This is a genomic window from Tessaracoccus terricola (assembly GCF_054776555.1).
Genome location: NZ_BAAHBS010000005.1, coordinates 781,320 through 807,422, shown reverse-complemented (window position 1 = coordinate 807,422; position 26,103 = coordinate 781,320). Strand labels below are relative to the sequence as shown.

Here is a 26,103-nt window from a genome sequence, read left to right as displayed (position 1 = left end):
ACCAATCTTCGACCATCCGAGGAGACAATTGTGCAACTTGTGGCAACAAGTCCTGCGGCCCGGGCGGGAGGAGCGGGCACCGGATGGTCAGAGCGGACAGCTCCGTCTCCGGTGCCGTCCGCTCCACCGACCCCGGGGGCACCCTGAACCTTCCCCCATCCTGCGACGACGACCGCCGCGCCAGCGTTCACCTACCTAGACTTGGGGCATGAACCTGATCCTGAAGCTGATCGCGGCCGCCGTCGGAACCGCCGTCGCGGTGTGGCTGGTACCCGGCATCTCGGTCACCGCCACGGACCGGATGGACATGGTGTTCACCCTCCTCGTGGTGGCGGCCATCATCGGCGTCGTCAACGCGGTGGTGAAGCCGTTCGCGCAGGTGGTCGGGTTCTGCCTCATCATCCTCACCCTCGGCCTGTTCCTGCTGGTGATCAACGCGCTGATGTTGATGCTGGTGTCGTGGCTGGCCGGCAACCTGGGCATCGGATTCGCCGTCGACGGCTTCTGGTCCGCCGTCATCGGCGCCATCATCATCAGCATCGTGTCCGCGCTCGTGGGAGGCGTCCTGGGCGTCGACAAGGACAAGGCCCGCCGCTGACCCTCACCGTTTGGCCCCGGCGGGCCCCGGTGCAGTAGACTCGCCAGAGCCCGTTCGCGGGTGAACGGGGCGTAGCGTAGTGGCTAGCGCGCCTGCTTTGGGAGCAGGAGACCGCAGGTTCGAGTCCTGTCGCCCCGACCAGATGATTCTCAGCGGAACGCTTCCGCCAGCCACCAACTGCCGCCGTCGGAGGCGATCTTGGCGTCGATCACCAACGGCCGGGCGTCAGGGCGTGGCCGCTCCACGCATTCGCGCACGGCAGCGGCCATCGCCGGCAGGTCCTCGGCTCCCCGCACGCTGACACCGTCGGCGCCGAAGCCCCGCGCGACGGTGGCCAGGTCCGTGTCGGGGAAGATCACCGACGGATCGGCCTCGCCGAAGTGGTGCACCTCTGCGGAGTAGCTGGCGTCGTTGTACACCAGCACCACCAGCGGCAGCCGCAGCCGGACGGCGGACTCCAGTTCGGCCAGGGCCATGTGGAATCCGCCGTCGCCGGTGCCCAGCACGGGGATCCGGTCCGGCCTTGCGACGGCGGCGCCGATGGCGGTGGCCAGCCCCAGCCCGATGGACTGGAACGCCTGGGTGAAGCAGAAGCCGGCCACGTCGGGCACGTCGAGGAACTGGCTGGGGTATCCCATGAAGTTGCCGCTGTCGACGGCCACCACCCGCTCGGCTGGGAGGGCGTCGTCGAGGGCGATCGTCACGCTCCGGGGGTCGATCCGGCCGGGCTCGGAGAGCGGCTCGAAGGCGACGTCGCGCCACCGCCCCTCGTTCCGGATTCGTTCCAGCACCTCGGGGGTGCGGTAGCCGATGCGCTGCTCCGGTAGCAGGGCGGCGACGTCGTCGGCCGTCAGCGCACAGTCCCCCACCACAGCCAGGCCCACCGGACGGTGCGCACCGATCGCCGTGGGGTCGACGTCCACCTGCGCCAGCCGGACGCCCGGGGACAGCAGCCGTCCGTGCCTGGTGGTCCAGTTGTTCAGGGCGCAGCCGAAGCCGACGACCACGTCCGCCGCTGCGATCAGTTCCGCCGCCACCGGGGTGGAGAAGCCGCCTGAGATGCCGAGGTCGGCCCCGCCGTGCGGTGGTTCCGCACCGTCGGGCGAGCCGCGGAACATCCCCTTGACCACGGCGCTGGTGGCCAGCAGCGCGCCGCAGCGCTCCGCGAGCCGTGCGACCTGCGCACCTGCCTCGCGCGCTCCCCGGCCTGCGATGAACACCGGACGCTCGGCACCCGCCAGGAGTTCGGCCAGCGCTGCTGCGGAGGCCGCAGTGGGACGCACGGCCCGCGGATCGCTGCGGTGGTCGCCATCCCCCTCGGCTCCCCCACCGGCGGCCTCTGCCGGCTCACCGAGCAGGTCGATGGGAACGCTCAGCACCACGGTCCGGCGCTCGTGCACGGCCACGCGCCAGGCACGTTCGGTGTCGGCAACGGCAGTGGCCGGCGAGTACACCCGCTCGGCGACGGCCCCCACAGCCTTCGCCGCGGCGTCCTGGTCCATCCGGAAGTTGTTGAACCGCGCCGACGGTGGCGCGTCGGCGGTCAGCACCAGCAGCGGCGTCCGGGACTTCGCCGCCTCCGCCACACCCGTGAGGGCATTGGTGAAGCCGCAGCCCTGGTGGGTGGTGACCACGGCCAGCTTCCCGGCCGTGCGCGAGTACGCATCGGCCATGGTGGCGGCACCGCCCTCGTGCCGGGCGGCGGTGTAGGGCACCCCGCACTCCCGCAGTACGCGCACCAGCGCGAAGTTCCCGGAGCCCACCACCCCGAAGACGTGACCGACGCCGAGCCGCGCCAGCGTCGCGGCCACGGCCTCGGCGACGCTCATCGCTCGACGAGCGCGAACACGCGGGTGGGCGAGCCCGTGCCGTCGACGATCGGCAGCGGCGCCACCACGATGGTGGCGCCGGTGGCCGGCAACCGGTCCAGGTTGCGCAGCGACGTGATGCCGTAGGTGTCGGCGCCCAGCAGGAAGTTGTGGGCAGGGAAGGGCGGCTCGAAGCCACCGGCCTGCCCGGAGTCGATGCCGACGGTCTCGACGCCGTAGCCGACGATCCGCGGGTTCTCGGCCAGCCACCTGGCGCCGTCGGCGGTGATGCCCGGCGTGTGGGGACCGGCCTCGTCGGCGTTGAGGAACTCCTCCTTGCTGCCGGAACGGGCGGACCAGCCGGTGCGCACCAGCAGCCAGGTACCCTCGGGGAACTCGCCGTTGGCGGCCACCCACGCCTCGAAGTCCGCCGGGGTGAGGTTGTGGTCCGGGTCCTGTGCCACCTCCGCCGTCTTGTCGATCACGACGATCGGCCCCACCAGCCGCGCGGGCGGAATCTTGTCCACGGACAGGCCGTCGCGTCCGGTGATCCAGTGCGTGGGGGCGTCCAGATGCGTGCCGGCGTGCTCCCCCAGGGTGATGTCGTTCCACGCCCAGGCCGGGCCCGCGTCGTCGAACTTGGAGACCTGCTCACTGCTGAGGCCGCGGGTGTTGGCGAACGGGGTGGGCAGTTCCAGGATCACGGTGTCCGGGCCGAGCGGGGTGGTGAGGTCGATGACCTCCACGGATCCGTCGGCGAGGGCGGAAACGAGCGGGGCTAGGACTGACATGGGCGACTCCTTCGGCGCAGTGCGGATTTGACCCGGATTCTTCCATGCCGGAGCACCGACTGGGGAGCCGTACCAGAATCCCCGACGACACCGCCCGGTTGTGCGCTGACAACCGTCCCAGCCGGATTGCCCCGGGGTTGGACAAACCCAGCGGGCGGGGGTTGACTGTTGCGGTGCACCGCGCCCGCAACCCGATGATCGTCACCCTCCTGGGCCTGCGTGGCAACGGCCGCGCCTCCGTCTACACGGAGCCCATGTGGGGCCTGTCGATGATGCTGGTGCTCCCCTACGCCTCGGTGTTCATGCTGGCCCTGGGCGTCCACGACGCGCAGATCGGTCTGCTCGCCACCATCTCGATGCTCTCGCAGGTGGTCTTCGGCCTGCTCAGCGGCGTGATCACCGACAAGCTCGGCCGCCGCCGCACAACGGCCGTGTTCGACATCATCGCGTGGGTCATCCCGTGCCTGGTGTGGGCGTTCGCGCAGAACTTCTGGTGGTTCCTGGTGGCGTCGCTGATCAACGGCGCCTGGCAGGTCACCCAGAACTCTTGGGACTGCCTCCTGGTGGAGGACGTGGACCGCGCCGAGATCCCCAAGGTGTACTCGCTGATCAAGGTGGCCGCGGAGTTCTCCGCACTGTTCGCCCCCATCGCCGCCCTGCTCGTCGCGAACCTGGGCCTGGAGTCCGCGGTTCGGATCCTTTACCTCAACGCGTTCTTCATCATGTCGGTCAAGATCTGGCTGCTGTACCGCTACACCACGGAGACCGCCACCGGCCGCATCCGGATGGAGCAGACCCGCGGCATCAGCATCTGGAAGTCGCTGTGGCAGTACCGCAGCGTGCTCGGCCTGATCGTGCGGTCCAAGGGCACCATCTTCTCCCTCGTGATCGCCGCCATCGTCGGTGCAGTCACGCTGGTCAACGGCACGTTCTGGCAGATCGTGATCAACCAGCGCCTTGGCGTGCCCGATGCGCTGCTGCCGTTCTTCCCGATGGTGCGCTCGTTGCTGTCTGTGCTGTTCTTCTTCACGATCATCCCCAGGCTCACCCACGCCAGACACCTCAAGGTCCCGACCCTGCTCGGCTTCGGCGTCTACCTTGCCGGGCAGTTGCTGCTAGTGGGGATCCCCTCCCCCGACGGCGGCGCCGCCGTCTCCACCTACCTGCTGCTGGCCGTCTGCCTCCTGCTGGACGCGTTCGGCGCGAGCATCCTGTTCATGCTGGCCGAGTCCCTCGTCGCCCTGCACGTGGACCGCAACGAACGCTCCCGGGTGATGGCCATCCAGCGCACCGCCGTGATGCTGGTCACCGCCCCCTTCGGCTGGATCAGCGGCTGGCTGTCCGGCATTGACCGCAGCTGGCCGTTCCTGCTGACCTCCGGCCTGCTGGTGCTGGGGCTCGTGGTGGCGGGGCGGTTCTGGGTGACCACCCACGAGGAATCGCACGACACCGCCTGAGTCCCGTTCCCGCCCTGAGGTGAAACAATGCGGCATGGACAGCATCGACCTGGAACAAGTCGCGGTGGAGCTCCAGACCAAGGCCGACGAGCTCCGCGCCCGCATCGCCGAACTCACCCGTCCCCCTGAGGCGGGCGCCACCATCGGCTTCGGCAAGCGCATCGGCGACGGCACCATCCAGGCCGTGCAGCAACTCGCGGACTCCTCCACGGCCGAGTCACTGCAGCGCACACTCAACGAGGTCCACGACGCCCAGGCCCGGCTGGAGGCGGGCGAGTACGGCCGGTGCGTGGTGTGCGGCGAACCGATCCCGACGTCGCGCCTCGAGTTCCGCCCGTGGGCGGCCACCTGCGTCCAGCACGCTGCGTAGACGCATGCCCTTCCCGACGGAGGGACTGACTACGATGAGCGGCGTAGCCAACTGAAGGGTGTCCCATGCAGTACCGCCGTCTCGGAAACTCCGGCCTCACCGTCTCCGCCGTCGGGCTGGGGTGCAACAACCTCGGCCGCGCCAAGACCGCCACGGAGGACCAGGCCGGCACCGACGCCGTCGTGGCTGCCGCTCTCGATGCCGGGATCACCCTGTTCGACGTCGCCGACACCTACGGCAAGGAACAGGGGCTCTCCGAGGTGCTGCTGGGCAAGGCCCTTGGGTCCCGCCGCGACGACGTGGTGCTCGCCACCAAGTTCGGCATGCCGATGCACGGCCTGAACGGGCCGGACTTCGACGCCCGCGGCTCCCGCCGCTACATCATGCGCGCCGTGGAGGCGTCGCTGCAGCGGCTGGGCACCGACCACATCGACCTCTACCAGTTCCACACCCCCGATCCCCTGACTCCCATCGAGGAGACCCTGGCCGCGCTGGATGACCTGGTCCGCCAGGGCAAGGTCCGCTACATCGGACACTCCAACCGTGCGGGCTGGCAGATCGCCGAGGCGGAGTTCGTGGCCCGGGCCGCCGGCGGTGCCCGGTTCGTGTCCGCGCAGAACCACTACAACCTGCTGGACCGTCGCGCCGAACTGGAGGTCACCCCGGCGGCCGAGGCCTACGGGTTGGGCGTGCTCCCCTACTTCCCACTCGCCAACGGCCTGCTCACCGGCAAGTACTCCGACGGCACCGCCCCGGAGGGCAGCCGCCTGACCCACGCCCGGCAGTACCTGATGGACAAGACCGACTTCGAGCAGTTGCGACGCTTCGGGGCCTTCGCGGCCGAGCGCGGCCTCAGCGAGATCGAGGTGGCGTTCTCGTGGCTCGCCTCCCGCAAGTCCGTGGGCAGCGTGATCGCCGGCGCCACCCGCCCCGAACAGATCACCCAGAACGCTGCGGCAGCAGGATGGGTGCCCACCGCCGAGGACGAGGTCGCGCTCGACGAGATCTTCCCGCCGGCGAAGAAGATCGCGCTGTTCTGAGGCCCGCCCAGCGGCGAGACCGATCTGCAAGGATGCTGGCGTGAACTGGTGGCTGATCCTCGACATCGTCCTGGTGCTGTACTGGCTCGGGGCCATCGTCCTGATCATCAGCGAGGACAGGGACCCCACGGCGGCCCTGGGCTGGTTGCTCGTCCTGGTGCTGCTGCCCGTCGTCGGCCTGGTCATCTACTTCTTCTTCGGCCGCAACTGGGCCGCCATCTCACAGCGCTCGCCGGTGCGAAAACGTCTGCTCGAGCTGGGACGGGCATTCATGCCTCGCGTGCACCTGCCGCACGCCGAGCAGACGGCAGCCTTCCGTGGCGCCCCGCCGTCGGACTGGGTGGAGCGCATGAGCACCTTCATCACCAACAAGTCCGAGGCCCCGCCCCTGCCGGTGCGGACGTGCGAGATCTCGGTGGACGGCGCCGAGTACTTCGACATGCTGATCGCGGACCTGGCCTCCGCGAATCGCTTCATCCACATGGGCTACTTCATCTGGAAGCGCGACGAACTCAGTGCCCGCATCACCGAGGTGCTGCTGGACCGGCTCGCGGCCGGCGTCGAGGTCCGCATCCTCAACGACTTCTTCGGCTGCATGCCCTACTCCAAGAAGGAGATGCGCCAACTCAAGGCCGCCGGCGCGCTGGTGGGCAGCGACATGAAGGGGCTGGCCCGCCTCAACTACCGCAACCACCGCAAGATCACCGTCGTCGACGGCGAGATCGGCCACACCGGCGGCTTCAACATCGGCCAGGAGTACATCGACGGCGGCAAACGGTTCCCCGCCTGGCGCGACACCGGCCTGCGCCTCACCGGCCCCGGTGTGGCGGACCTGGAGAAGCTGTTCGACATCCGCTGGTACGAGGTCTTCAAGGAGGACCTGTTCCGCGACGAGTACTACCCGGACCCCTCGCTGCCGGTGGGCGAGACCATGGTCCAGACCGTCCACCACGCCCACGACGACCCGTGGCACGCCACCACCCGCGCGCACCAACTGGCCATCTCGGGTGCCCGGGACCGGATCCTGATCCAGTCGCCCTACTTCGTGCCCGACACCTCCACCATGGACGCGCTGGTCAACGCCGCCGCCGGCGGGGTGCGGGTGGAACTGATGACCACCAAGTACCTGGACAAGAAGATCCCCTGGTACGCGGCGGAGACCTACTTCCTGAAGTTCCTGCGCGCCGGCGGCCGCATCCACCAGTGGGAGAAGGGGTTCTTCCACGCCAAGTCCATGACCGTCGACGGCGTCGCCTGCTCCATCGGCACCCTCAACCTGGACATGCGCAGCCTCCGGCTCCACAAGGAACTGATGGTGTGGGTCTACGACGCCGAGCTCACCGCCCAGCACGAGCAGCACTTCGCCGACGACCTCGCCGAGTGCCGCGAGATCACGCTGGAGGAGGTCGAGGGCTGGGGCCACCTGCGCCGGTTCCGCAACTCCGCCTGCCGGTTGTTGTCGAACCTGCTGTAGGTCAGGCCTCGAACAGCCAGGTGTCGGCCAGCAGCAGCCACGCCACCTCTTGCGGGTCCGGGTCGACGGAGTTTGCCGCCAGCAGGTGCGCGAACATCCGCACCGTGGCGCGTGCCACCTCCAGCTGTCCCCGAGACTGCTCGTGCGTTGCCAGCCAGAGGCAGGCCAGCGCCACTCCCCTGGCCCCGTGCACGGGCGGGACGGAGCTCGGCAGGCCGTAGTCCACCCACTCCATCACCTTGTGGCGCAGGGTTTCGTCCTCCCCGGCCAGCACGGACCACCAGTCCATCGCGGGCCTCCCGACGGCGGCCCCGGGCCCGACGGTGACCACCACTCCCTGCGCGATCAGGATGGGTGCGAGTTCGGAACCCGGGTCCGCGGCCAGCAGCGCATCGGCAGCGGCGGCCGCCTCGCCTCCCACGGGCAGTTCCGTGGTGGCCGCCGCCCGCAGCCCGGCGAGGACGCCCCACAGCGTCGGTTCCTCGAAGGACTCCCCCAGCAGCATGTCCAGTTCGTCCAGCGCGGTCCGGTCCTCCACCCGTCGTGCCGAGCCGGCCACGTGCAGCCAGGCGGCCAGGTCGTCGGTGGTGGCCGCGCCCACGGCTTCGGCGGCGATCTCGGCCGGCTGCAGGTGCCAGCCGACGTCGAACCTGGTGGTGCCGCGGGCGTCGGAGAACCGTACCTCGTGCACGCCCACCGGTCCGGTCAGCGTCGTCGCGTCACCGTCGGAGGAGTCACGCAGCCCCGGTGCGGTCACCGCGGCGTCGGGCGCGAGGATGTCGATCTCGTCACCTTCCCCGACGAAGCGGCGCTCCGGCAGCCACGTCGGTTCCGGCGGCAGTTCGTCGAGGACTTCGAGGCGCCATCCGGCGCCGAGGGACTGCCCGGCGCGGATCCAGCCGCCGTCGCCGAAGATCGCGATGCCGTCGGCCGCGGAGCGTCCCGGGGGTGGGCCGCAGTTGCCGCGCCACTGCCGGAACAGCCCCACCTGCGACGGGGTGGGCAGCACCACCTGCCCGGAGGCGCCTCCCAGCCACGGCAGTTGCGGGCCGTCGGAGTGGACCACCAGTAGCGGGGACTCGGCCAGCAGGAGGTCGTCGGCCGAGGTGTTGTCCACCTCGACGTCGATCCCGAAGCGGGGCTCGTGGCGAACACGCACCCGCATCACCAGTTCACCCTGGCCGTAGCCGAGCACGTCGTCGTCCCCGTCACGCAGTCTGGCCCAGCCGTCGGGCAGTTGGAACTCCACCCAGTCCATCGGGCGGGGCAGGTCCTCCACCCGGAAGCCGCCCGGGGTCTCGATCGTCTCCACGGTCAGTCGATGACGCCGGTGATGCGCTGGTCGTGGGACTCGGGCACGTTCGCGGTGATGACGGAGCCGTCGGCGCGGCGCCCACCCGTGACGGGGTGCTTGGCGTCCAGCGACGGGAGCACCTCGCCCTGGTCGGCCAGTTCCACCACCACCGGGGTCTCGGATGCGACGACGACTTCCTGCCCGCGCACCGCCAGTTCCACCGGGCCGCCGTTCTCGAGGGTGAACGAGATCCGCTCCCGCTCCAGCAGGACACGGATCCGGGAGCCGCGGATCTGCAGCGGGAACCGCATGCTGGGCCACTCGGCGGGCAGGCGCGGGTCGAAGGTGATGCGGCCCTTGTAGTCACGCAGCCCGCCGAAGCCGTAGACCAGGGCGTTCCACACCCCGCCGGCCGAGGCGATGTGGACGCCGTCGCGGGCGTTCTGGTGGAGGTCTGCCAGGTCCACGAACAGGCCGCCGAGGAAGTACTCCATGGCCATCTCCTGGTAGCCCACCTCGGAGGCGATCACGGACTGCACCACCCCGGAGAGGGAGGAGTCGCCGGTGGTGATCGGGTCGTAGTACTCGAAGTCGGCGCGCTTCTCCTCCCGGGTGAACTGGTCGCCCTGCAGGAACAGGGCCAGCACCACGTCGGCCTGCTTCAGGACCTGGAAGCGGTAGATCACCAGCGGGTGGTAGTTCAGCAGCAGCGGGTACTTGTCAGGTGGTGTGTTGGCCACGTCCCACAGTTCGCTGCTGAGGAACTTCTCGTCCTGCGGGTGGATGCCGAGGGTGTCGTCGAAGAGCACCACCATGGCGTCGGCGCAGCGCTCCCACTCCACCACCTCCTCCGGGCGGAGCTCCAGGTGGTCGTTGACGCGGCGGAACGCCACCGGGTCGTCGCGCTCCAACTCCCTGATGAGGGACACGGCGGCGCGCAGGTTCCCACGCGCCATCACGTTGGTGTACATGTTGTTGTTCACGACGGCGGTGTACTCGTCGGGCCCGGTGACGCCATGGATGTGGAAGGTCTCGGTGCCGTCGGCCTCGGTCCGCCAGAACCCGAGGTCCGCCCAGAGCCGGGCGGTCTCCACCAGCACGGCCGCGCCGTCGCGGTGCATGAACCTGGTGTCGCCGGTGACGTCGCGGTACTTGGAGAACGCGAACGCCACGTCGGCGTCGATGTGGAACTGGGCGGTGCCGGCGGCGTAGTAGGCCGACGCCTCCTCGCCGTTGATGGTGCGCCACGGGAACAGGGCGCCGTCCTGGGAGAGCACGCGGGCGCGTTCCCGGGCCTGCGGCAGGATGTTCACGCGGAACCGGAGCGCGTTCCTTGCCATGACGGGGTTGGTGTAGATCAGGAACGGCACCAGGTAGACCTCTGAGTCCCAGAAGTAGTGGCCCTCGTACCCGGAGCCGGTCACGCCCTTGGCGGGGATGCCCATCTGGTCGCTGCGCGCGGCCGCCTGAGCCAACTGCAGCAGGCACCAGCGGACCGCCTGCTGCACCGCCGGCTGGTCCTCGATCTCGACGTCGGTGTTGGCCCAGTACTCCTCGAGCCACTCGCGCTGCAGGTCGTAGTAGTACTCGAACCCGTTGTCCTGCACCCGGTCCAGGGTGCGGCGGCACCGGTCGAACAGCTCCGTCACGGGCACCCCGCGGGAGGTGTGGTAGGCCACCGCCTTGCGGATCCTGATCGGCACGCCCTCCCGGGCCTCCACACGGAACACCTGCTTGCCCAGGTCGTCCTCGGTGGCGATGAAGGACTCGAACTCGTTCTCGGTGTCGATGTAGTTGTCCGCCGCCACGCCCAGGGTCATGCCGGAGTTGGTGGTCTCGTAGCCCAGCGCCATCCGCCCGCCCTGGTACCAGTTGGCCTTCGGCTGCAGGACGCGGCCGTTGAACTTGGCGGCGCGGCGCGGGTCGAAGCCCTCGTCGGTGCCGGGCCGGCGGTAGTCGTCGAAGCCGTCCTGGCGGTTCACGATCTGGGAGCTGACGATGATCGGGGCGTCACCGCTGACCATGGTCACTTCGAGCTCGTAGAGCGCCAGGTGCCGGTCGGTGAGGCTGGTCATCCGCTTGGAGGTGACGCGCACGTACTTGCCGGCGGGGGTGCGCCAGACCAGGTCCCGTCCGAGCCGACCGGTGCGGAAGTCGAGGGCCCGCTCGTATTCGTCCAGGTCCGCCACGGACAGGGTGAGCGGTTCGTCGTCGACGTAGAGCTTTATGAGCTTGCTGTCGGGCACGTGCACGATGGTCTGCCCGGTGTGGGCGAAGCCGAAGGCCTCCTCCGCGTGCTTGATCTGCCACGTCTCGTGGAATCCGTTGATGAAGGTGCCGTGCGCGTACGAGGTGCGGCCCTCCTCCGGGTTGCCGCGCATCCCGAGGTAGCCGTTGCCGACGGCGAACAGTGTCTCTGTGGTGCCGACGTCGAGCGCGGACGGTTCGCTCTCCACCAGCCGCCACGGGTCGATCGGGAACCGGGACCGGTTGAGCGGGTCCGACGAGACGATCCTTCGCATCAGCCCTCCACCAGTTCCTGCAGGTCCGCGACGACGAGATCCGCACCTGCTGCCACCAGCGCGTCGCGGCCGACGCCGCGGTCCACGCCCACCACCACCGCGAACTCCCCGGCCGCCGCGGCCATCACACCGGACAGCGCGTCCTCGAGCACCACCGCCTCCGCCGGGGTGGCGCCGAGCTCCGCGGCGCCGTGCACGAACGTGTCGGGGGCCGGTTTGCCGGGGAGGCCGAGTTCGCGTGCGACGTTGCCGTCGACCACCACCGGGAACAGGTCGCTGAGTCCCGCGGCCTTCAGCACGGCGGGCGCGTTCTTCGACGACGACACCACGCCCAGCCTCGCGCCGCGGCCGGCGAGCTCGCGGATCAGCGCGACGGTGCCGGGGTACGGCTCGACTCCGTCGCGGTCGATGATGGTGTTGAAGGTGGCATTCTTGCGGTTCCCGAGGCCGCGCACGCTCAGGGCCGTGGCGGCGTCGTCGCTGCTGCCCTCCGGCAAGGCGATCCCGCGGGAGGCCAGGAAGTCGCGCACGCCGTCGTAGCGGGGCTTGCCGTCGACGAACCGGAAGTAGTCCTCGTCGGTGTAGGGCAACTGCCCGTCCACGGTTGCGAGGAAGCCGTTGAACATCTCGGACCACGCGCGCATGTGCACCTCCGCGGTGGGCGTGATCACGCCGTCGAGGTCGAACAGGTATACCGAGTACGGGCCCAGGTCCATGTCTGCCACCCTAGCGACCGATCGGCGCCGCCCAAGGGAGGACGTGACCGGCAGCGCGTTGGCTCAGGCGCGGCCGCGGCGCTCGATGGATCGGCTGACGAGCGCGATCAGGAGTCCGAGCACCGCCAACGCCACCCCCACCCACGCGGGGGCGAGGTAGCCAAACTGGGCGGCGATCACGGCCCCGCCCAGCGCCGCGCCGAGTGCGTTGCCGACGTTGAGGGCGGCATGGTTGAGCGCCGCGGCGAGGGTCTGGGCGCGCCCCGCGACGTCCATCAGCCGGGTCTGGATGGACGGCACCAGCGCCGAGGTCACGGCCCCGAAGCCGAACAGGGCGACGAACAGGAGCAGCGGGCTGTGGGCGATCAGCCACAGCAGCACCAGCCACGCGGCGATCACCGGCAGCAGCACGAGGATGGCCCGCAGCGCCCCGGAATCGGCCAGGCGGCCGCCGATGAGGTTGCCGACGGTCATGCCCGAGCCGATGCACACCAGCGCCACCGACACCCAGCCCTCGCCGAGCCCCGCCACCTCGGTCACCATCGGCGCCACGTAGGAGTAGACGGCGAAGAACCCGCCCAGCCCGACGGAGCCGATGGCCAGCGCCAGCCACACCTGCGGCTGCCGGAAGGCACTCAGCTCGGCCCGGATGGTGGCATTGGGGTTGCCCGGCTGACGGGGAACGGTGAGCGCGATGGCGGCGGTGGCGAGCGCGAACACGGCTGCGACGATGAAGTACGAGGCGCGCCATCCGAACTGCTGCCCCACCACCGTGATCACAGGCACCCCGACGACGTTGGCGATGGTCAGGCCGGACATCACCAGCGCGACGCCCTGGCCGCGCTTGCCGGGCCCCATCAGGTCCGCGGCGATCAGGGAGGCGATCCCGAAGTACGCGCCGTGGGGTAGGCCTGCGAGGAAACGTGCCAGCACCACCAGTTCGAAGGTGGGTGCCAGCGCGGAGAGCAGGGAGCCGACGGTGAACGCCACGGCGAACGCGATCACCAGGGAGCGGCGCGGCAGTTTCGCGGTGGCGGCGGCGATGGTGGCGGCGCCGAGCACCACGCCCAGCGCGTAGGCGGTGATCACGACGCCCGCCCGGGCGATGGCGTCCTCGGGCGAGGTGGCCCACAGTTGCGGCAGCAGGTCCTGGGCGATCTGCGGCAGGACACCCATGGCGACGAACTCCGTCGCACCCACCCCGAAGCCACCCAGCGCCAGGGCCCCGAGTGCCAGTCTCGTGCGGGAACGGCCGGGTTCGCTCATGTGGGCTCCGTCCTGGTCCTTGGGCCCGTTTCGGGCCCGGGCAACCCTAGCGCAGCACCGCCATCGAAGAGTTCAGCAGGACCCGGGCCACGGCCGCCGACGCCGCCGCCGAGGAGTCGGGGGCGACGATGGCCCGCCGCCCCAGCACCTCGGGGGCCGCGGTGGCGCCGTGGTCCACGACGATCAGGTCCGGGTTGGCTGCCCGCAGCTGCGCCACCGCCCTGGCCTGCCACGGGTTGAGGTGGCTGTCCCTGACGCAAACCACGAGTTCCTCGCCGCTGATCGCCGGCAGCGGGTCCCCCGCGGTGAGGCGGACGCTGTGGGCGGCGGACGCGATCCGTCGGAGGTGGGTCCCGAGGCCGAACTCCACCCGGCCGGCCACGATGGACGGCTGGTTCTGCAGTTCCAGCACCGGACCGAGCAGTTCCGGCACCGGGTCACCGATGAGGCGCAGCGCCCGCCGGGCCAACGCCACCAGCGCCTCGCGGTCGTGGCCGCGTGCCGGAGGTGCTGCGGGGCGGACCCGGAAGCGGGAGGCCAGCCCGGCCACGCGTTGCGCGGCCTCGGCCAGCCGCGCCAGGGGCAACCTCCCAGACCCGACTGCTGCCACCACCGCCGCGAGGATCTCCTCCACCACGGCGTGGCTGACGCTGTCGCCGCCGATGCACATCAGGTCGACCCCGGCGAGCAGCGCCCGCACCACCGCCTCGGGGCGGCCCACGCCGCGGCTGATGGCATGCATGTCGAGGCCGTCGGTGACCACCACGCCGCTGAACCCGAGCCCCTCCCGCAGCAGCCGCGTGATGATGGCCGGGGAGAGCGTGGCGGGCTGCTCCGGGTCGAGGGCCTCCACCAAGAGGTGTCCGGTCATGATCGCCGGTGCACCAGCCTCGATGGCGGCCACGAAGGGCACCAGTTCCCGGGCGCGCAGCGTGGTGAGTGGGGCTGTGATCCGCGGCACCACGAGGTGGCTGTCGTCGGTGGTGTCGCCATGGCCCGGGAAGTGTTTGACCACCGGCGCCACCCGGGCCGCTAGGTGGCCCCGCATCGAGGCGACGACGTGGCGCGCCGCCACCGCGGGGTCCGGCGAGAACGCCCGGGTGCCCACGATGGGACTGTCGGGCTCCGAGGCCAGGTCCGCCACGGGCGCGAAGTTGAGGTTCACCCCCGCCGCGGCGAGGCGTTCCGCCAGCATGGTGTGGCACTGGGTGGTGGCCGCGACGTCGTCGATCCGCCCCAACGTGCCGGGGCCCGGGAACCAAGAGCCGGTGGCGGCATCCAGACGGGTGACGTCCCCGCCCTCCTCGTCGATCGCCACCAGCAGGTCGGCGCGTCCGGTGCGCAGCTGGGTGGTGAGGGCCGCCAGGTTCTCCACCTGGTCCGGGGCGACGATGTTGCGCCCGAACACCGTGACGCCGGCCAACCCCTCGGCCACCAGTTGCCGAAGCCAGCCGGGGACGCCGCTGGCGTGCGTGCCCTCGAACCCGGGCAGCAGGACCCCGAGCGCGAGCCGTCGGACCTGTTCCGCGCTCATCCCTTCACCCCTCCGGCGGCGGCGCCCTCGTGGATGCGGCCCTGGACGGCGACGAAGAACACGATCACCGGCAGCGCGAACAGCGTGGAGGAGGCCATCAGTCCGCTCCAGTCCATCTCCTTGAAGGAGGACTGGAACCCCGCCAGCCACAGCGGCAGGGTCTGGTTCTGCGCGGACAGGAGCACGACGTTGGCCAGCACGAACTCGTTCCAGGCGAGGATGAAGGCGAACACACTGGCCGCCGCCACCCCGGGCGCCACCAGCGGCAGCAGGATCCGGAAGAACGACTGCAGCCGGGAACAGCCGTCCACCTGGGCGGCCTCCTCCAGCTCGGCGGGGACGTTGGCGATGAAGCCCCGCAGGGTCCAGATGGTGAACGGCAGCGCCAGGGCGAGGTAGGTGGCCATCACCCCGAGGAGCCGGTCCAGCAGGCCCATGCTCTCCAGCATCACGTACATCGAGATGAGCAGTCCCTCGACGGGGACCATCTGGATGCACAGCACCGCCACGATGCTGGCGCGCCGGCCCCGGTAGTCGAAGCGGGCCATGGCCGCGGCCGCCATGAACCCGAACAGCATGGTCACCGCCACCACACCGAGGGTGACCACGATGCTGTTGCGGGCGAACTGCAGGAAGCCCGGGTCTGACAGCACGCGGGAGAAGTGGCCGAACGTCAGCGACTTGGGGAACAGCACGATGTCGCGGGTGAACACGTCCTCCTTCGGCTTCAGCGCCGTTGTGGTCATCCAGTAGACGGGGAAGATCATCACCAGCGCCACCAGCGCTGCGACCACGTTGAGCACCACCCGCCGCAGGCGCTTGCGCAGTGCGGGGCTCACGGCTGCGCCTCCTTCAGGATCCGGCGGATGTAGAAGGTGCTGATGGCGGCCAGCACCAGCACCATCACCACCGACGCCGCTGCCCCCACCCCGAAGTCGTTGCCGGAGAAGGAGGTGCGGTAGGCGTGGATGGCGATCAGGTTGGTCTCCGACGTGATGCCCCCGGCCTGCTGCAGCAGGTAGACCTGCGTGAACACCCGGAAGTTCCAGATGGTGCTGAGTGCCGCCAGCATGGTGAGGATGGGTGCCAGCATCGGGGCGGTGATGCTCCGAAACGTCTGCCATCGCGTCGCACCGTCCAGGGAGGCCGACTCGTACAGGCTCTCCGAGATCTGCGTGCGGCCGGCGTAGACGGTCAGGACCACGAACGGGATGGCTCCCCACACGACGATCACCCCGGCCACGGTCAGCAGGGAGACGGGCTCGGCCAGCCACGAGTGGTTGTCGAAGCTCTCGAACCCGAGGCCCACCAGCGCCCAGTTCACGAGGCCGTAGCGGGTGTCGAACAGCCACTGCCACACCTGCGTGGCGGTGACCTGCGGCGTCGCCCACGCGCACAGCAGGGTGACGAAGACCACCAGCCGCATCACCCTGCGCAGTTCCTTCAGCAGGAGCGCCAGCAGGATCCCGATCACCATCGTCGCCGCCACGCACGTCAGCGCGAACACGACGGTGCGCCCCAGCGACGCCCAGAACGCGTCGTCGCCGAGGATCTCGGCGTAGTTGGCGAAGTTGTTCCACACGTGGGAGCCCTGCACCAGGTCACGCAGCCTCGCCGTGGTGAGGCTGAGGGCGATCAGCCGGTAGATCGGGTAGCCCAGCATGACTGCCACGACGGCGGTGGCCGGCAGCAGCAACAGGTACGGCAGCAGCCGCGCCCGGCGTCCGTTCCCGGGGGCACCCTCCGGGCCCGAGACCTGCTCAGGCTCCGTCTCCGCGGCACCGCGCGGGCCCGCGTCGATGGACAACTGGTTGGTTGTCATGGCCTTCCTTCTGGGCAGGGACGGTGGCGCGGCCGGCACCGGCGGCGCCACCGTCCTGGGAGGGGTCTGGGCTGTCTCGTCAGCCGTTGAGGATGTCGGTGACGCGCTGGTTGGCCTCGGCCGTGGCGTCCTCGATGGAGGCGCTGCCGGAGAGGATCTTCACCAGCATGTCCGGGATCACGGCCTCGCCCTCGACGTTGCCCCACTGCGGGCTGACGGGGGTGAACGCGGAGACCCGTGCGGCCTCGTCGGCGACCAGGAGGAAGTCGTTGCCCTCGTGCCCGGAGAAGGAGGCCTCGTTGTTCGGGATCACCCCGCCCTCGGCGGCCAGCTGGGTCTGGATCTCCTCGCCGGTGAGGATGCGGACCCACTCGGCGGCCCACTCCTTGGCGTCGCTGCGTTCGGGGATGGCCAGGTCCGAGCCGCCCATGAAGGCGGGTGCGGTCTCGTCCGCCGTCACGCCGGGCAACGGGAACGCGCCCACCTTGTCCTCCCAGCCCTCTACCCCGGCGACGGCACCGGGTGCCCACCAGGAGTCGATGACCATGCCGACGTTGTCCTCCTGGAAGACCTCCCAGTTGGACACCTCGTCGCCGTCGGTGGGGGCCGTGGAGTAGGTGTCCACCAGCCGCTGCAGGCGCTCGAGGCCCGCGCGGGACTCCTGGGAGTCGAGCTGTCCGGTCCACTGGTCCCCGTCCCGGGTGGCGATGTCGCCGCCCTCGGCCCAGATGAACGGCAGGGCGCCGTACCAGAACTTGCCGGGGAAGTAGAAGGCCGAGTAGCCGGCGTCGGTGCCGCCGTTGGCCTCGGCCAGCGTGGCCGCCACCTCCTCGAGTTCGTCGAGCGTGGTGGGCACCTCCACGCCCGCCTCGGCGAAGTGCTCCGTGTTGTACATGACGATGCGGACGCCGCCGTAGTACGGGATGCCGTAGCGCTGGCCGTCGAGCTCACCGCTGGCGGCCAGACCGGGCAGCCAGTTGGCGGAGCCGAGGGCATCTGCCTGGTCCGTGAGGTCCGAGAGCAGACCGGAGTCGGCGAACTTCGCCGTCAGGGAGTTGCCGATCTCCACGACGTCAGGGGTGGCGTCGCTGTTCATGGCGGTGGTGAGCTTGTCCTGCACGCCGGCCCACTGCTGCAGTTCCACCGTCACCTCGACGTCGGGGTAGGTCTCGTTGAACTGGGCCTTGACGGCGTCCACCACCGATTCGGGCTGGCTGCCGTCCATCAGCCAGACGGTGAGTTCGCCGGACGCCGGGGCCTCGCCCTCCTGGCCCTGCTCGTTGCCCGGGTCCGCCGGGTCTTCGGGGGTCTCGGCGTCGCCGCCGCAGGCCGTGAGGAAGAGGGCACTGATGGCCAGCGCCCCGAGGATCTGCCGTGTCTTCATGGTTCCAGTCCCTCCGTTGGGTTCACCGCCGCGCGTCGCTGCGCCGTCCGGTGCCACCAGCCTAAACCACTAGCAACAAACTTTCCAGAAAGAATCCTGCGATTTGATGAAGTCGTTACCTGACGCGGCCCATGAGCACCTCGCGGGCCTCCTCGACGGCATGCAGCACGGCGCCACGCACCGGGCCCTCGACACCCAGTGCGGACAGTTCCACCCGGGGATGGACCGGCGCGATCCTGGCGGCCGCCTCGGACACGGCCGGGGGCAGCGTGGCGCCGGCGGCGAAGACTGTCTCGCCCGTCAGCACGAACAGGGCCGGGTCCTGAATGGTTCCGATGGCCGCCACCCCCATCCCGATCCTGCGGCCGAGTTCGGTCACGAACGCCTCGTTGGCCGCCACTGACTCGGGGTCCGACATCGAGATCCCGTGTTCGGTGGCCAAGACGTCGACGGCGGACGCCCCCACCACTCGCTGGAAGGATCCCTGCTCGAGGTTGTCCACCCGCCCCGGCAGTGGCACCCCCGGCACGGGCAGGTAGCCGATCTCCCCCGCCGCGCCGCTGCTGCCCACGCGCACCACACCGTCTATGACGCTGGCCATTCCGATGCCGCGCCCCACCCACAGCAGGACGAAGTCCCGCTCCCCCGCCGCCACCCCGGCCCGGCGCTCCGCGAGCGCGGCGAGGTGGACGTCGTTGCCCAGGGACACCGGCACGCCGAGCTCGGCGGCCAGTTCCCCACGGAGGTCGGTCTCGGAGCCCAGGTCGTAGGCGAACGTGAGGTTTCCGGTTGTCGGGTCGATGACTCCGGGGGTGGCGACGGTGGCCTCCAGCAGGGGGCCGACGCCGTCCCCCGCCTCGAAGAGCGCGGCACGCACGGCGTTCGCGCAGGCGGCCACGGGCGCGTCATCGAGGGGGAACGCCACGGCCGCGAGGACCTCGCCGGTCAGGTCCGCCACCTCGGCGCGGACCTCGTGCGCGTGCAGCGCCACCCCGACGGCGCAGCCCACCCCGGGCGCGAGCACGTAGAGCTCTGCTGCCGGGCCGCGGCTCCCGGAACGCCGGCCACCGCTGCTGATGAGGCCGAGGCTCTCCAGCCGGGTCAGGGCCTGGGAGCTGGTCACCCGGGACAGTCCGGTGTGGGCGGCCAACTCCGAGCGGGTCACCCCGCCCACCTGCATGATGTGCTTCAACGCAGCGGAGTCATTGAGCTCACGCAGCAGACTCGGCACACCCGGCTTCGGTCCCGTCACAACACCACTCCACCTCTAGTAGTTTTGTTTACAGTACCTCACCGGTGGCAGCGGGTGCGGTCCACACCGCGGGTATCAAGCTGCGCGGCGGCGACGCTGGCAGTTGCCGCACCAGTACATCGTGCGTCCCTCCAGCATCGCGGTCCGCACAGTCTTGCCGCACACCAGGCAGGGGTCCCCTGCGCGGCGGTAGACGTAGACCTCGCCGCCGTGGCGGTCCACGCGGGGCGGACGGCCCTGGGCATCGGGGCCGTGGAGTTCGTCGACGACGGTGTCGATGCGTCCCGCCCCGACCGCGGTGTGCATGAGGCCCACCAGGTCGTCGTAGATGACCTGCCAGGTGCGGCGGTCCACCTCGCGGCCCGGCGTGTTGGGGTTGAGCCGGTGCCGGAACAGCACCTCGGCGCGGAAGATGTTGCCCACCCCGGCCGCGATCTTCTGGTCCATCAGGAGGGCCGCGATGGACTTGCCGGAGCGCTTCAGCCGCTGGTAGCCAACTTCGGGGTCCGAGTCCGGGCGCAGCGGGTCCGGCCCGCTGGCGGCGAACACGTCGTCGCGTTCGGAGCGGGTGATGGAGCGGCACCACTGCGGCCCGTGCAGGTGGGCGGCAGTGTCCCCGTCGGTGATCCGGAGCCGGACCTGCCCCTTGGACGGCTCCCCCGGCCCGACGAACAGCTTCCCGATCAGTCCCAGGTGGATGTGCACCAGGGCCGGCTCCGGCACGTCGAACGACACGAACAGGTGCTTGCCGACGGCCTCGGCGCCGGTCAGGACGGATCCGTCGAGGCGCTCGGCCTCGACGGCGAAGCGGCCCTGGGGCGAGGTCACCTCCACCGGTTTCCCACCGAAGGAGTCGGTGAGCGCGGACGCGAGGCGGTGGATGACGTGACCTTCAGGCATGTCCGGATCCTATCCGTGGCCAAACCTCAGGGCATGAGCGGGTTGTCCACCATCGGCTCCTGCACCGAAACCGAGTCACCGTCGAACTCCACGGCGGACAGCCACATCTGCCGGCCGATGGCATCGTTGCCGATGAAGCCCGGTTCCCAGGCGTGGTAGACCATCCACCACTGCCCGTCCACCTCGATCATGTGGTTGTGGCCGGGGCCGGCGGCGACGTCGTTGCTGACCAGGATGGGATCACCCGACTTGGTGAACGGGCCCGTGGGGCTGGGCGCGGTGGCGTGGCCGACGGCGTACTTGTCCGTCCAGAAACCGTTGCCCGAGTAGAACATGTGGAACGTCCCCTCCAGTTCCACCACGACGGGGCCCTCCACCAGTTCCCCCTCCCACGGCAGGTCCTGTTGCAGCAGGTCCGTCACCTCGCCGGTGACGCCGAGACCGTCCTCTGTGAGCCGCTGGGTCCGGATCCAGGTGTCCACTCCCTTGGCGTTGCCGTCGTTCTTCCAGTAGAGCCAGGCCGTCCCGTCGGAGGCGATGAACGGCGACTGGTCGATGGAGCCGCCCTCCTCCAGTTCGCAGACCAACGGTTCGGTGCTGGAGTCCACGTAGGGCCCGGCGAGCGTGTCGGAGACGGCCACGGAGATGCACTGCCACTCCGGGTCCGGGGAGCGGGTGGTGTAGTAGAGGCGGTAGGTGCCGTCGCCCCAGCGGATGATCTCCGGCGCCCACACCTTGCCGGGGTAGGACCACGACGCCAGGCTCGGCAGGGCGTCGTCACCCTCGGTCCAGGTGACCATGTCGTCGCTGTGCAGGGTCTGGACGTTGAAGCCGTTGCCGTTGGTGGCGATGGCCAGGTAGCCACCCGATTCGTCGGCGATGATCTGGGGGTCCGGGAAGTTGTAGGGGTAGACCGGGTTGGTGAACCCCTCGCCCTCCTCGGGTGTGGACGGTTCGCTGGTGGTGGTCACTGGGGTCTCCTCGGTTGCTGTTTCCTGCGGCGCGCACCCGGCGGTCAGGAGTCCTGCCGCCAGCAGCGCCACTGCGGCTGCGGTTGCTCGCACCGGCCTCATCCCTTCAGTCCGGAGCTCGCGACGCCGGCGATGATGTAGCGCTGGACGAAGGCGTAGATGACCAGCACCGGGATGGCCGCCACCATGGCTCCGGCCATCACCACCGGATAGTCGATGGTGTAGGCGCCCTGCAGCCGGCTCAGGCCCACCGGGAGGGTGAGGTTGGAGTCGCTGAAGAGCACGTAGATCGGCCAGATGAAGTCGTTCCAGTTGGCGAGGAAGCTGATGATGAACAGCGTCACCAGCGCGGCCCTGGTGTTGGGCAGCACCACGGAGACGAAGGTGCGCAACGGGCCGGCCCCGTCGATGCGGGCGCTCTCCTCGAACTCGATGGGGAGCCGCAGGAAGAACTGCCGCATGAAGAACACCCCGAACGCGCCGGCGGCACCGGGCACGACGATGGCCGCGAGGCTGTCGAGCCAGGCGAGTCGGTTCAGCATCTCGAAGTTCGGGATCAGGAACACGAACCCTGGCACGAGCAGCGTGGAGATGATGATGCCGAACACGACGTTCTTGCCGCGGAACTGCATCCTGGCCAGGGCGTAGCCCGCCAGCGAGCAGACCGTGACGACGAGCAGCGCGTGCAGGGTGGCGGCCACCATCGAGTTGAGGAACCACCGCAGCACGGGAGAGGCGTCGTCGATGAAGAACAGCTGTTCGTAGGCACGCAGGGTCCAGGTCTCCGGGATGATCGTCGGCGGCACGGACTGGGCCTCGATCATCGGCTTCAGCGAAGTGAGCAGGATGAAGGTGATGGGTCCGATGAACACCAGGGACAGGACCACCAGCAGGATCCAGAACAGCGGGTTGCGCGTAGCCCTGCTCATGAGCCGGCTCCTTCCTGGTTCCTGCGCTCCCGGCGGCGCAGCTTCTCCTCGCGGGCGGCGTCCTTGTCACGCATCAGCCAGAAGTTGATGACGGAGACCACGGCCAGGAACAGCGCCAGGATGTAGCTCATGGCGGCCGCCTCGCCGGGGCGGTTCTGCGAGAAGCCCGTTGCCGTGATCACCATGATCGCCGTCCGCGTGGTCTCGGTCGGGCCGCCGTCGGTGATCAGGTAGGACTGGCCGAACATGTTGGCGCTGGCCAGTGTGGTGGTGATGATGATGAAGATCAGCACGGGTCGCAAGCCGGGCAGCGTCACGTACCAGAACTTCTGCCAGGCGGAGGCGCCGTCGAGCGAGGCCGCCTCGTACTGCTCCTGGGGGATGTCACCGAGGCCGGCGAGGTAGATGATGGCGTTGAACCCGAGGGTCCACCACACCGTCACCCCCACCAGCCCGATCCAGGCCCAGGGCTGCGTGGTGGTCCACTGGATGTTGGTGCCCAACAGGTGGTTGACCAGTCCGAAGTTGCCGTTGAGGAGGTACTTCCACATCAGGCCGATGACGGCGACGCCCAGCACGTAGGGGGCGAAGAACACGGCCCGGAAGAACGTGCGCCCCGGGAACTGGCGGTGCAGCAGCAGCGCGAGCCCGAGCGGCGCGACGATCAGCAGGGGGACGCTCCACAGGGTGAACGTGCCGGTGGCGAGCATGCCGTTCCAGAAGGGCTCGAACTGCAGCGAGGCCTGGTCGAACAGCTGGGCGTAGTTCTGCAGCCCGACCCAGGGCTTGTCGGGCATGACGAAGTCCCAGGCGTGCAGGCTCATCCAGATGCCGTAGAAGGCGGGGATGACGATGAACATGGCGAACAGGACGAGGTAGGGCGCGAGGAACGCCAGGGGCGTCCAGACGGAGCCCCGGATCCCCCTGCCGCGACGGCGGGGGCCCTCCGGCCCCCGCCCGGCTTCCGGTGCCGCTCCCCCGCCGCCCGCTCCAGTGGTGGCGGTGGTGGTCATCAGCCGTACCGCTTGGCGTTGTCCTCGAGAATCTTGTTGGCGCGTTCCACCGACTGGTCGAGGGAGGCGGCGATGTCCTGGCCGGCCAGGGTGATCTCGTTGAGCGCCTTGTCCCACTCCACCATGGCGTCGCCGATGCCGGGCACGGCCGGCAGGAAGTGGAGGTCGTCGATCTGCGCTGCCAGTTCGGCCTGCTCGGGAAGGGCCTGGAACTCCTCGGACTCGCGGACCGAGTTCCTGGCAGGCACCTGACCGCCCTTTGCCCATTCGAGGGACTGCTCGGAGATCCAGTTCAGGAACACACGGGAGGCCTGGTCCTTGTTCTCGTCGGCGCTCTGCCGGACGGGCAGCACGAACTGGTGGGATCCGGCCCAGGCGGCGGGGGTGCCGCCGATGTTGGGCAGACGCTTGACGCCCCACTCGAGGTCGGTCTTCTCCTTCAGGGTGTTGATGGACCAGATGCCGTTCCAGTTGAACGCGGTCTGGCCGTTCTGCAGCGCGATGAAGTCGGCATCCTGGGCCACCTCCTGCGGGGAGTGCCCGTCCTTGGCGAGGTTCTGCCACCAGGTGTAGGCCTCCACCGCGGGGGCTTCGGCCCAGGTGGCCTCGGTGGCGTCGGCGTTGAACAGGTCGCCGCCGAACTGCCACAGCAGGGACTGCATCGTCAGTCCGCCGGTGAACGGGAACGGCGAGGTCCAGTGGCCCTGGATGCCTGCCGTCTTCAGCTTGTCCAGCGCATCCATGTAGGAGTCGAGGTCCATCGGCGGGTTGTCCGGGTCCAGCCCGGCCTGGTCCATCACGGTCTTGTTGTAGAAGAAGCCGAGCGGGTGCACGTCGAGCGGGATCGCGTAGCGGACGTCCTTGTACAGGCCGGCCTCCCAGGGCACGGGTGCGAAGTCGTCGGCGGTCAGTTCGAGGGCCGAGGCCACGTCGTCGAGCGGCTGGATGATCTCGCGGGCGGCGTTGGTGGCGACCGAGTCGACGTGCATGACGCCGATGTCCGGCCCGCGGCCGGCCTGCACCGCGGTTGGGAGGGTCTCGTAGTAGTCGGCCCACTGCAGCGTGCGCACGGACACGGCGATGTTGGCGTTCTCCTCGTTGAACTGGTCCACGAGGGTCTTCATGAACGCCCCGTCGCCGCCGGTGAAGCCGTTCCAGAACTGGAGCTCGACGGCTGGTCCGTCGTAGCCGGCCGAGCCGCCGTCGCCGGTGGAAGTGGGCTGGGGGTCGGTGGTGTCGTCCGGGTCCTGCTGCATGCTCTGGCCTCCGCAGGCCGTGAGGCCGGCGGCGGTACCGACTGCGAGTGAGCTGCCGAGGAATCCGCGGCGGGAGATGTTACGCATTGTGCTTCCCTTCGGTGAGTCGGACGCAGTGCCAGGAAACTGCCGGCGCTGCGATGGTGAGGATCCCGTCCGCGACGCGGGAGGTTCCCGCGTGGGGACGGACGCGTTCGGGGTCATCAGCGGTGTTGACCTCGGCCGCGTTGTCGGTGTGGACCTGGAGGTGTTCCACCAGGCTCGGGTCCCCGAGGGCGGACAGGTCGACCGTAACCTCGATGTCGTCCGTCAGGGACCGGTTGGCGAGCAAGACCGTCACGGCCCCGTTCGCCTCGTCATGGGTTGCCGTCGCCCAGACCTGCTCCACGGGCCCGTGCTGCTCGGTCTGGATCCGGGGTGAGTCGACGGCCAGTTGCAGCACCCTGCCGGTGGCGTGCTTCGCTGTGAGGGCGAACGGGTGGAAGATGCTCTGGCGCCAGGCCCGGCCGCCCGGCTCGGTCATGATCGGACCGATCACGTTGGCGAGTTGCGCCTGGCAGGCCACGGCCACCCGGTCCGTGTTGCGCAGCAACGTGATCAGCAGGGACCCGACGACGACGGCGTCGAGCGTGGAGTAGACGTCCTCGATGATCCGGGGCGCCTCCTGGTGCGGCAGCGAGGTCTCGCCGCCGAAGCGCGACTGGTACCACACGTTCCACTCGTCGAAGCTGACGCCGATGCGCTTGTCGGAGCCCTTCACCGCGGCGACGTGGTCCGCCGTGGCCACCACCTCCTTGATGAACCGGTCCATGTCCTCCGCGCAGGCCAGGAAGGAGGCGACGTCGCCGTCGACGGGCTCGTAGTAGGCGTGGGCGGAGATGTGGTCCACCATGTCGAACGACGCCTCGAGCGTGACCCGCTCCCAGGTGCCGAAGGTCTCCATCTGCCGGTTGGAGGAGCCGCAGGCGACGAGTTCGAGCCCGGGGTCCATCCGCCGGAAGGCGTTGGCCACCTCCTGGGCCACGCGGGCGTACTCCTGCGGTTCCTTGTGGCCCATCTGCCAGGGGCCATCCATCTCGTTGCCGAGGCACCACAGCCGCACGTCCCAGGGCTCGGCGCGGCCGTTGGCGACGCGGCGTCGGGTGAGTTCCACGTCGGCGTCGCCCGTGACGTACTGGAGGTACTCGATGGCCTCGGCCAGGCCACGGGTGCCGAGGTTGACAGCCAGCATCGGCTCGATCCCTAGCCGTTCGCACCAGCCGAGGAACTCGTGGGTCCCCACCTGGTTGGTCTCGATGGAGCGCCAGGCCATGTCCAGGCGGCGCGGACGTTCGTCCGCCGGTCCGACGCCGTCCTCCCAGTTGTAGCCGGACACGAAGTTTCCGCCCGGGTAGCGCGCCACCGTCGCCCCGAGCTCGCGCACCAGCTCGGCCACGTCCCCGCGGAAGCCGTGCTCATCGGCCGTCGGGTGGTCGGGCTCGTAGATGCCCGTGTAGACGCACCTGCCCATGTGTTCAACGAACGTGCCGAACAGGCGGCGGTTGACCTCGCCCACCACGAAGGCGGGGTCCAGACGGATGGAAGCTTGCGTCACTGGGGCTCCTCGGGTTTCGGGCGGCGACCTTGCCACCCGATTTACAACGGACGTAAAACCTGTCTGTGACCATTTCTACAACGGGAGACATTCCATGTCCAGAGGGTTCGCG

22 protein-coding genes and 1 tRNA gene are annotated in these 26,103 nt (G+C 69.6%); 6 read left to right on the top strand and 17 right to left on the bottom strand.

Annotated features, from left to right (window positions below; genetic code table 11):
* The first annotated feature begins 208 nt into the window (after nt 1-208).
* Both ACYU7G_RS13660 and ACYU7G_RS13655 read left to right on the top strand, forming a co-directional pair.
* Nucleotides 209-598 (top strand): phage holin family protein, encoded by a 390-nt coding sequence (locus ACYU7G_RS13660; RefSeq protein ID WP_461108723.1) that lies wholly within the window; start codon nt 209-211, stop codon nt 596-598.
* A gap of 65 nt (nt 599-663) precedes the next feature.
* Nucleotides 664-739, top strand: a tRNA-Pro gene (locus ACYU7G_RS13655).
* A gap of 8 nt (nt 740-747) precedes the next feature.
* Here the strand turns inward: ACYU7G_RS13655 and ACYU7G_RS13650 are convergent.
* Together ACYU7G_RS13650 and ACYU7G_RS13645 are read right to left on the bottom strand one after the other, a co-directional pair.
* Nucleotides 748-2,427, bottom strand: coding sequence for a thiamine pyrophosphate-binding protein (locus tag ACYU7G_RS13650; RefSeq protein WP_461108721.1), 1,680 nt, complete (start codon nt 2,425-2,427; stop codon nt 748-750).
* Nucleotides 2,424-3,197 carry a cyclase family protein gene (locus ACYU7G_RS13645; protein WP_461108719.1) on the bottom strand — a complete coding sequence of 258 codons (774 nt, stop codon included), beginning with the start codon at nt 3,195-3,197 and terminating at the stop codon, nt 2,424-2,426. The genes ACYU7G_RS13650 and ACYU7G_RS13645 overlap by 4 nt, the downstream gene beginning before the upstream one ends.
* A gap of 173 nt (nt 3,198-3,370) precedes the next feature.
* On the opposite strand from ACYU7G_RS13645, the gene ACYU7G_RS13640 reads away from it, so the two are divergent.
* The 4 genes from ACYU7G_RS13640 (at nt 3,371) to cls (ending at nt 7,538) form a co-directional block, all read left to right on the top strand.
* Nucleotides 3,371-4,654 (top strand): MFS transporter, encoded by a 1,284-nt coding sequence (locus ACYU7G_RS13640; protein WP_461108717.1) that lies wholly within the window; start codon nt 3,371-3,373, stop codon nt 4,652-4,654.
* Between the two features lie 34 nt (nt 4,655-4,688).
* Complete coding sequence (locus tag ACYU7G_RS13635) at nt 4,689-5,024, top strand: TraR/DksA family transcriptional regulator (RefSeq protein ID WP_461108715.1); 336 nt, start codon at nt 4,689-4,691, stop codon at nt 5,022-5,024.
* Between the two features lie 65 nt (nt 5,025-5,089).
* On the top strand, nt 5,090-6,064 hold the full coding sequence (locus ACYU7G_RS13630) for an aldo/keto reductase (RefSeq protein WP_461108713.1): 975 nt from the start codon (nt 5,090-5,092) through the stop codon (nt 6,062-6,064).
* A gap of 40 nt (nt 6,065-6,104) precedes the next feature.
* Complete coding sequence (cls, locus tag ACYU7G_RS13625; RefSeq protein WP_461108711.1) at nt 6,105-7,538, top strand: cardiolipin synthase; 1,434 nt, start codon at nt 6,105-6,107, stop codon at nt 7,536-7,538.
* A gap of 1 nt (nt 7,539) precedes the next feature.
* Here the strand turns inward: cls and ACYU7G_RS13620 are convergent, their stop codons facing one another.
* The 15 genes from ACYU7G_RS13620 to arfA form a co-directional block, all read right to left on the bottom strand.
* The gene (locus tag ACYU7G_RS13620; RefSeq protein WP_461108709.1) at nt 7,540-8,850 is read right to left on the bottom strand and encodes a hypothetical protein; all 1,311 of its coding nucleotides are present in this window, start codon (nt 8,848-8,850) and stop codon (nt 7,540-7,542) included.
* 2 nt (nt 8,851-8,852) lie between these two features.
* Nucleotides 8,853-11,354 carry a glycoside hydrolase family 65 protein gene (locus ACYU7G_RS13615; RefSeq protein ID WP_461108708.1) on the bottom strand — a complete coding sequence of 834 codons (2,502 nt, stop codon included), beginning with the start codon at nt 11,352-11,354 and terminating at the stop codon, nt 8,853-8,855.
* The gene (locus ACYU7G_RS13610; protein WP_461108706.1) at nt 11,354-12,070 is read right to left on the bottom strand and encodes an HAD family hydrolase; all 717 of its coding nucleotides are present in this window, start codon (nt 12,068-12,070) and stop codon (nt 11,354-11,356) included. Before ACYU7G_RS13610 ends, ACYU7G_RS13615 begins: the two co-directional genes overlap by 1 nt.
* A 63-nt stretch (nt 12,071-12,133) precedes the next feature.
* Nucleotides 12,134-13,336 (bottom strand): MFS transporter, encoded by a 1,203-nt coding sequence (locus ACYU7G_RS13605; protein WP_461108704.1) that lies wholly within the window; start codon nt 13,334-13,336, stop codon nt 12,134-12,136.
* A gap of 46 nt (nt 13,337-13,382) precedes the next feature.
* Nucleotides 13,383-14,870, bottom strand: coding sequence for a glycoside hydrolase family 3 N-terminal domain-containing protein (locus ACYU7G_RS13600; RefSeq protein WP_461108702.1), 1,488 nt, complete (start codon nt 14,868-14,870; stop codon nt 13,383-13,385).
* Nucleotides 14,867-15,709 (bottom strand): carbohydrate ABC transporter permease, encoded by an 843-nt coding sequence (locus tag ACYU7G_RS13595; RefSeq protein WP_461108700.1) that lies wholly within the window; start codon nt 15,707-15,709, stop codon nt 14,867-14,869. Before ACYU7G_RS13595 ends, ACYU7G_RS13600 begins: the two co-directional genes overlap by 4 nt.
* Entirely contained in the window at nt 15,706-16,692 is a 987-nt protein-coding gene (locus ACYU7G_RS13590) for a carbohydrate ABC transporter permease (protein ID WP_461108698.1), read from the bottom strand. Before ACYU7G_RS13590 ends, ACYU7G_RS13595 begins: the two co-directional genes overlap by 4 nt.
* A 79-nt stretch (nt 16,693-16,771) precedes the next feature.
* Nucleotides 16,772-18,076: an extracellular solute-binding protein gene (locus tag ACYU7G_RS13585; protein WP_461108696.1), complete on the bottom strand. Its 1,305-nt coding sequence runs from the start codon at nt 18,074-18,076 to the stop codon at nt 16,772-16,774.
* 115 nt (nt 18,077-18,191) lie between these two features.
* Nucleotides 18,192-19,328 (bottom strand): ROK family transcriptional regulator, encoded by a 1,137-nt coding sequence (locus ACYU7G_RS13580; protein ID WP_461108694.1) that lies wholly within the window; start codon nt 19,326-19,328, stop codon nt 18,192-18,194.
* A 75-nt stretch (nt 19,329-19,403) separates the two neighbouring features.
* Nucleotides 19,404-20,228 carry an Fpg/Nei family DNA glycosylase gene (locus ACYU7G_RS13575; RefSeq protein WP_461108692.1) on the bottom strand — a complete coding sequence of 275 codons (825 nt, stop codon included), beginning with the start codon at nt 20,226-20,228 and terminating at the stop codon, nt 19,404-19,406.
* Nucleotides 20,229-20,254: 26 nt separating this feature from the next.
* Entirely contained in the window at nt 20,255-21,292 is a 1,038-nt protein-coding gene (locus tag ACYU7G_RS13570; protein WP_461108690.1) for a glycoside hydrolase family 43 protein, read from the bottom strand.
* Nucleotides 21,293-21,297: 5 nt separating this feature from the next.
* A complete protein-coding gene (locus tag ACYU7G_RS13565) occupies nt 21,298-22,128 on the bottom strand; it encodes a carbohydrate ABC transporter permease (RefSeq protein WP_461108688.1) in 831 nt (276 codons plus the stop codon).
* On the bottom strand, nt 22,125-23,141 hold the full coding sequence (locus ACYU7G_RS13560) for a carbohydrate ABC transporter permease (RefSeq protein WP_461108686.1): 1,017 nt from the start codon (nt 23,139-23,141) through the stop codon (nt 22,125-22,127). The genes ACYU7G_RS13565 and ACYU7G_RS13560 overlap by 4 nt, the downstream gene beginning before the upstream one ends.
* Nucleotides 23,141-24,484 (bottom strand): extracellular solute-binding protein, encoded by a 1,344-nt coding sequence (locus tag ACYU7G_RS13555; protein ID WP_461108684.1) that lies wholly within the window; start codon nt 24,482-24,484, stop codon nt 23,141-23,143. The genes ACYU7G_RS13560 and ACYU7G_RS13555 overlap by 1 nt, the downstream gene beginning before the upstream one ends.
* Nucleotides 24,477-25,991, bottom strand: a complete 1,515-nt coding sequence (gene arfA, locus ACYU7G_RS13550; protein WP_461108682.1) for an arabinosylfuranosidase ArfA — start codon at nt 25,989-25,991, stop codon at nt 24,477-24,479. The genes ACYU7G_RS13555 and arfA overlap by 8 nt, the downstream gene beginning before the upstream one ends.
* Nucleotides 25,992-26,103: the final 112 nt, after the last annotated feature.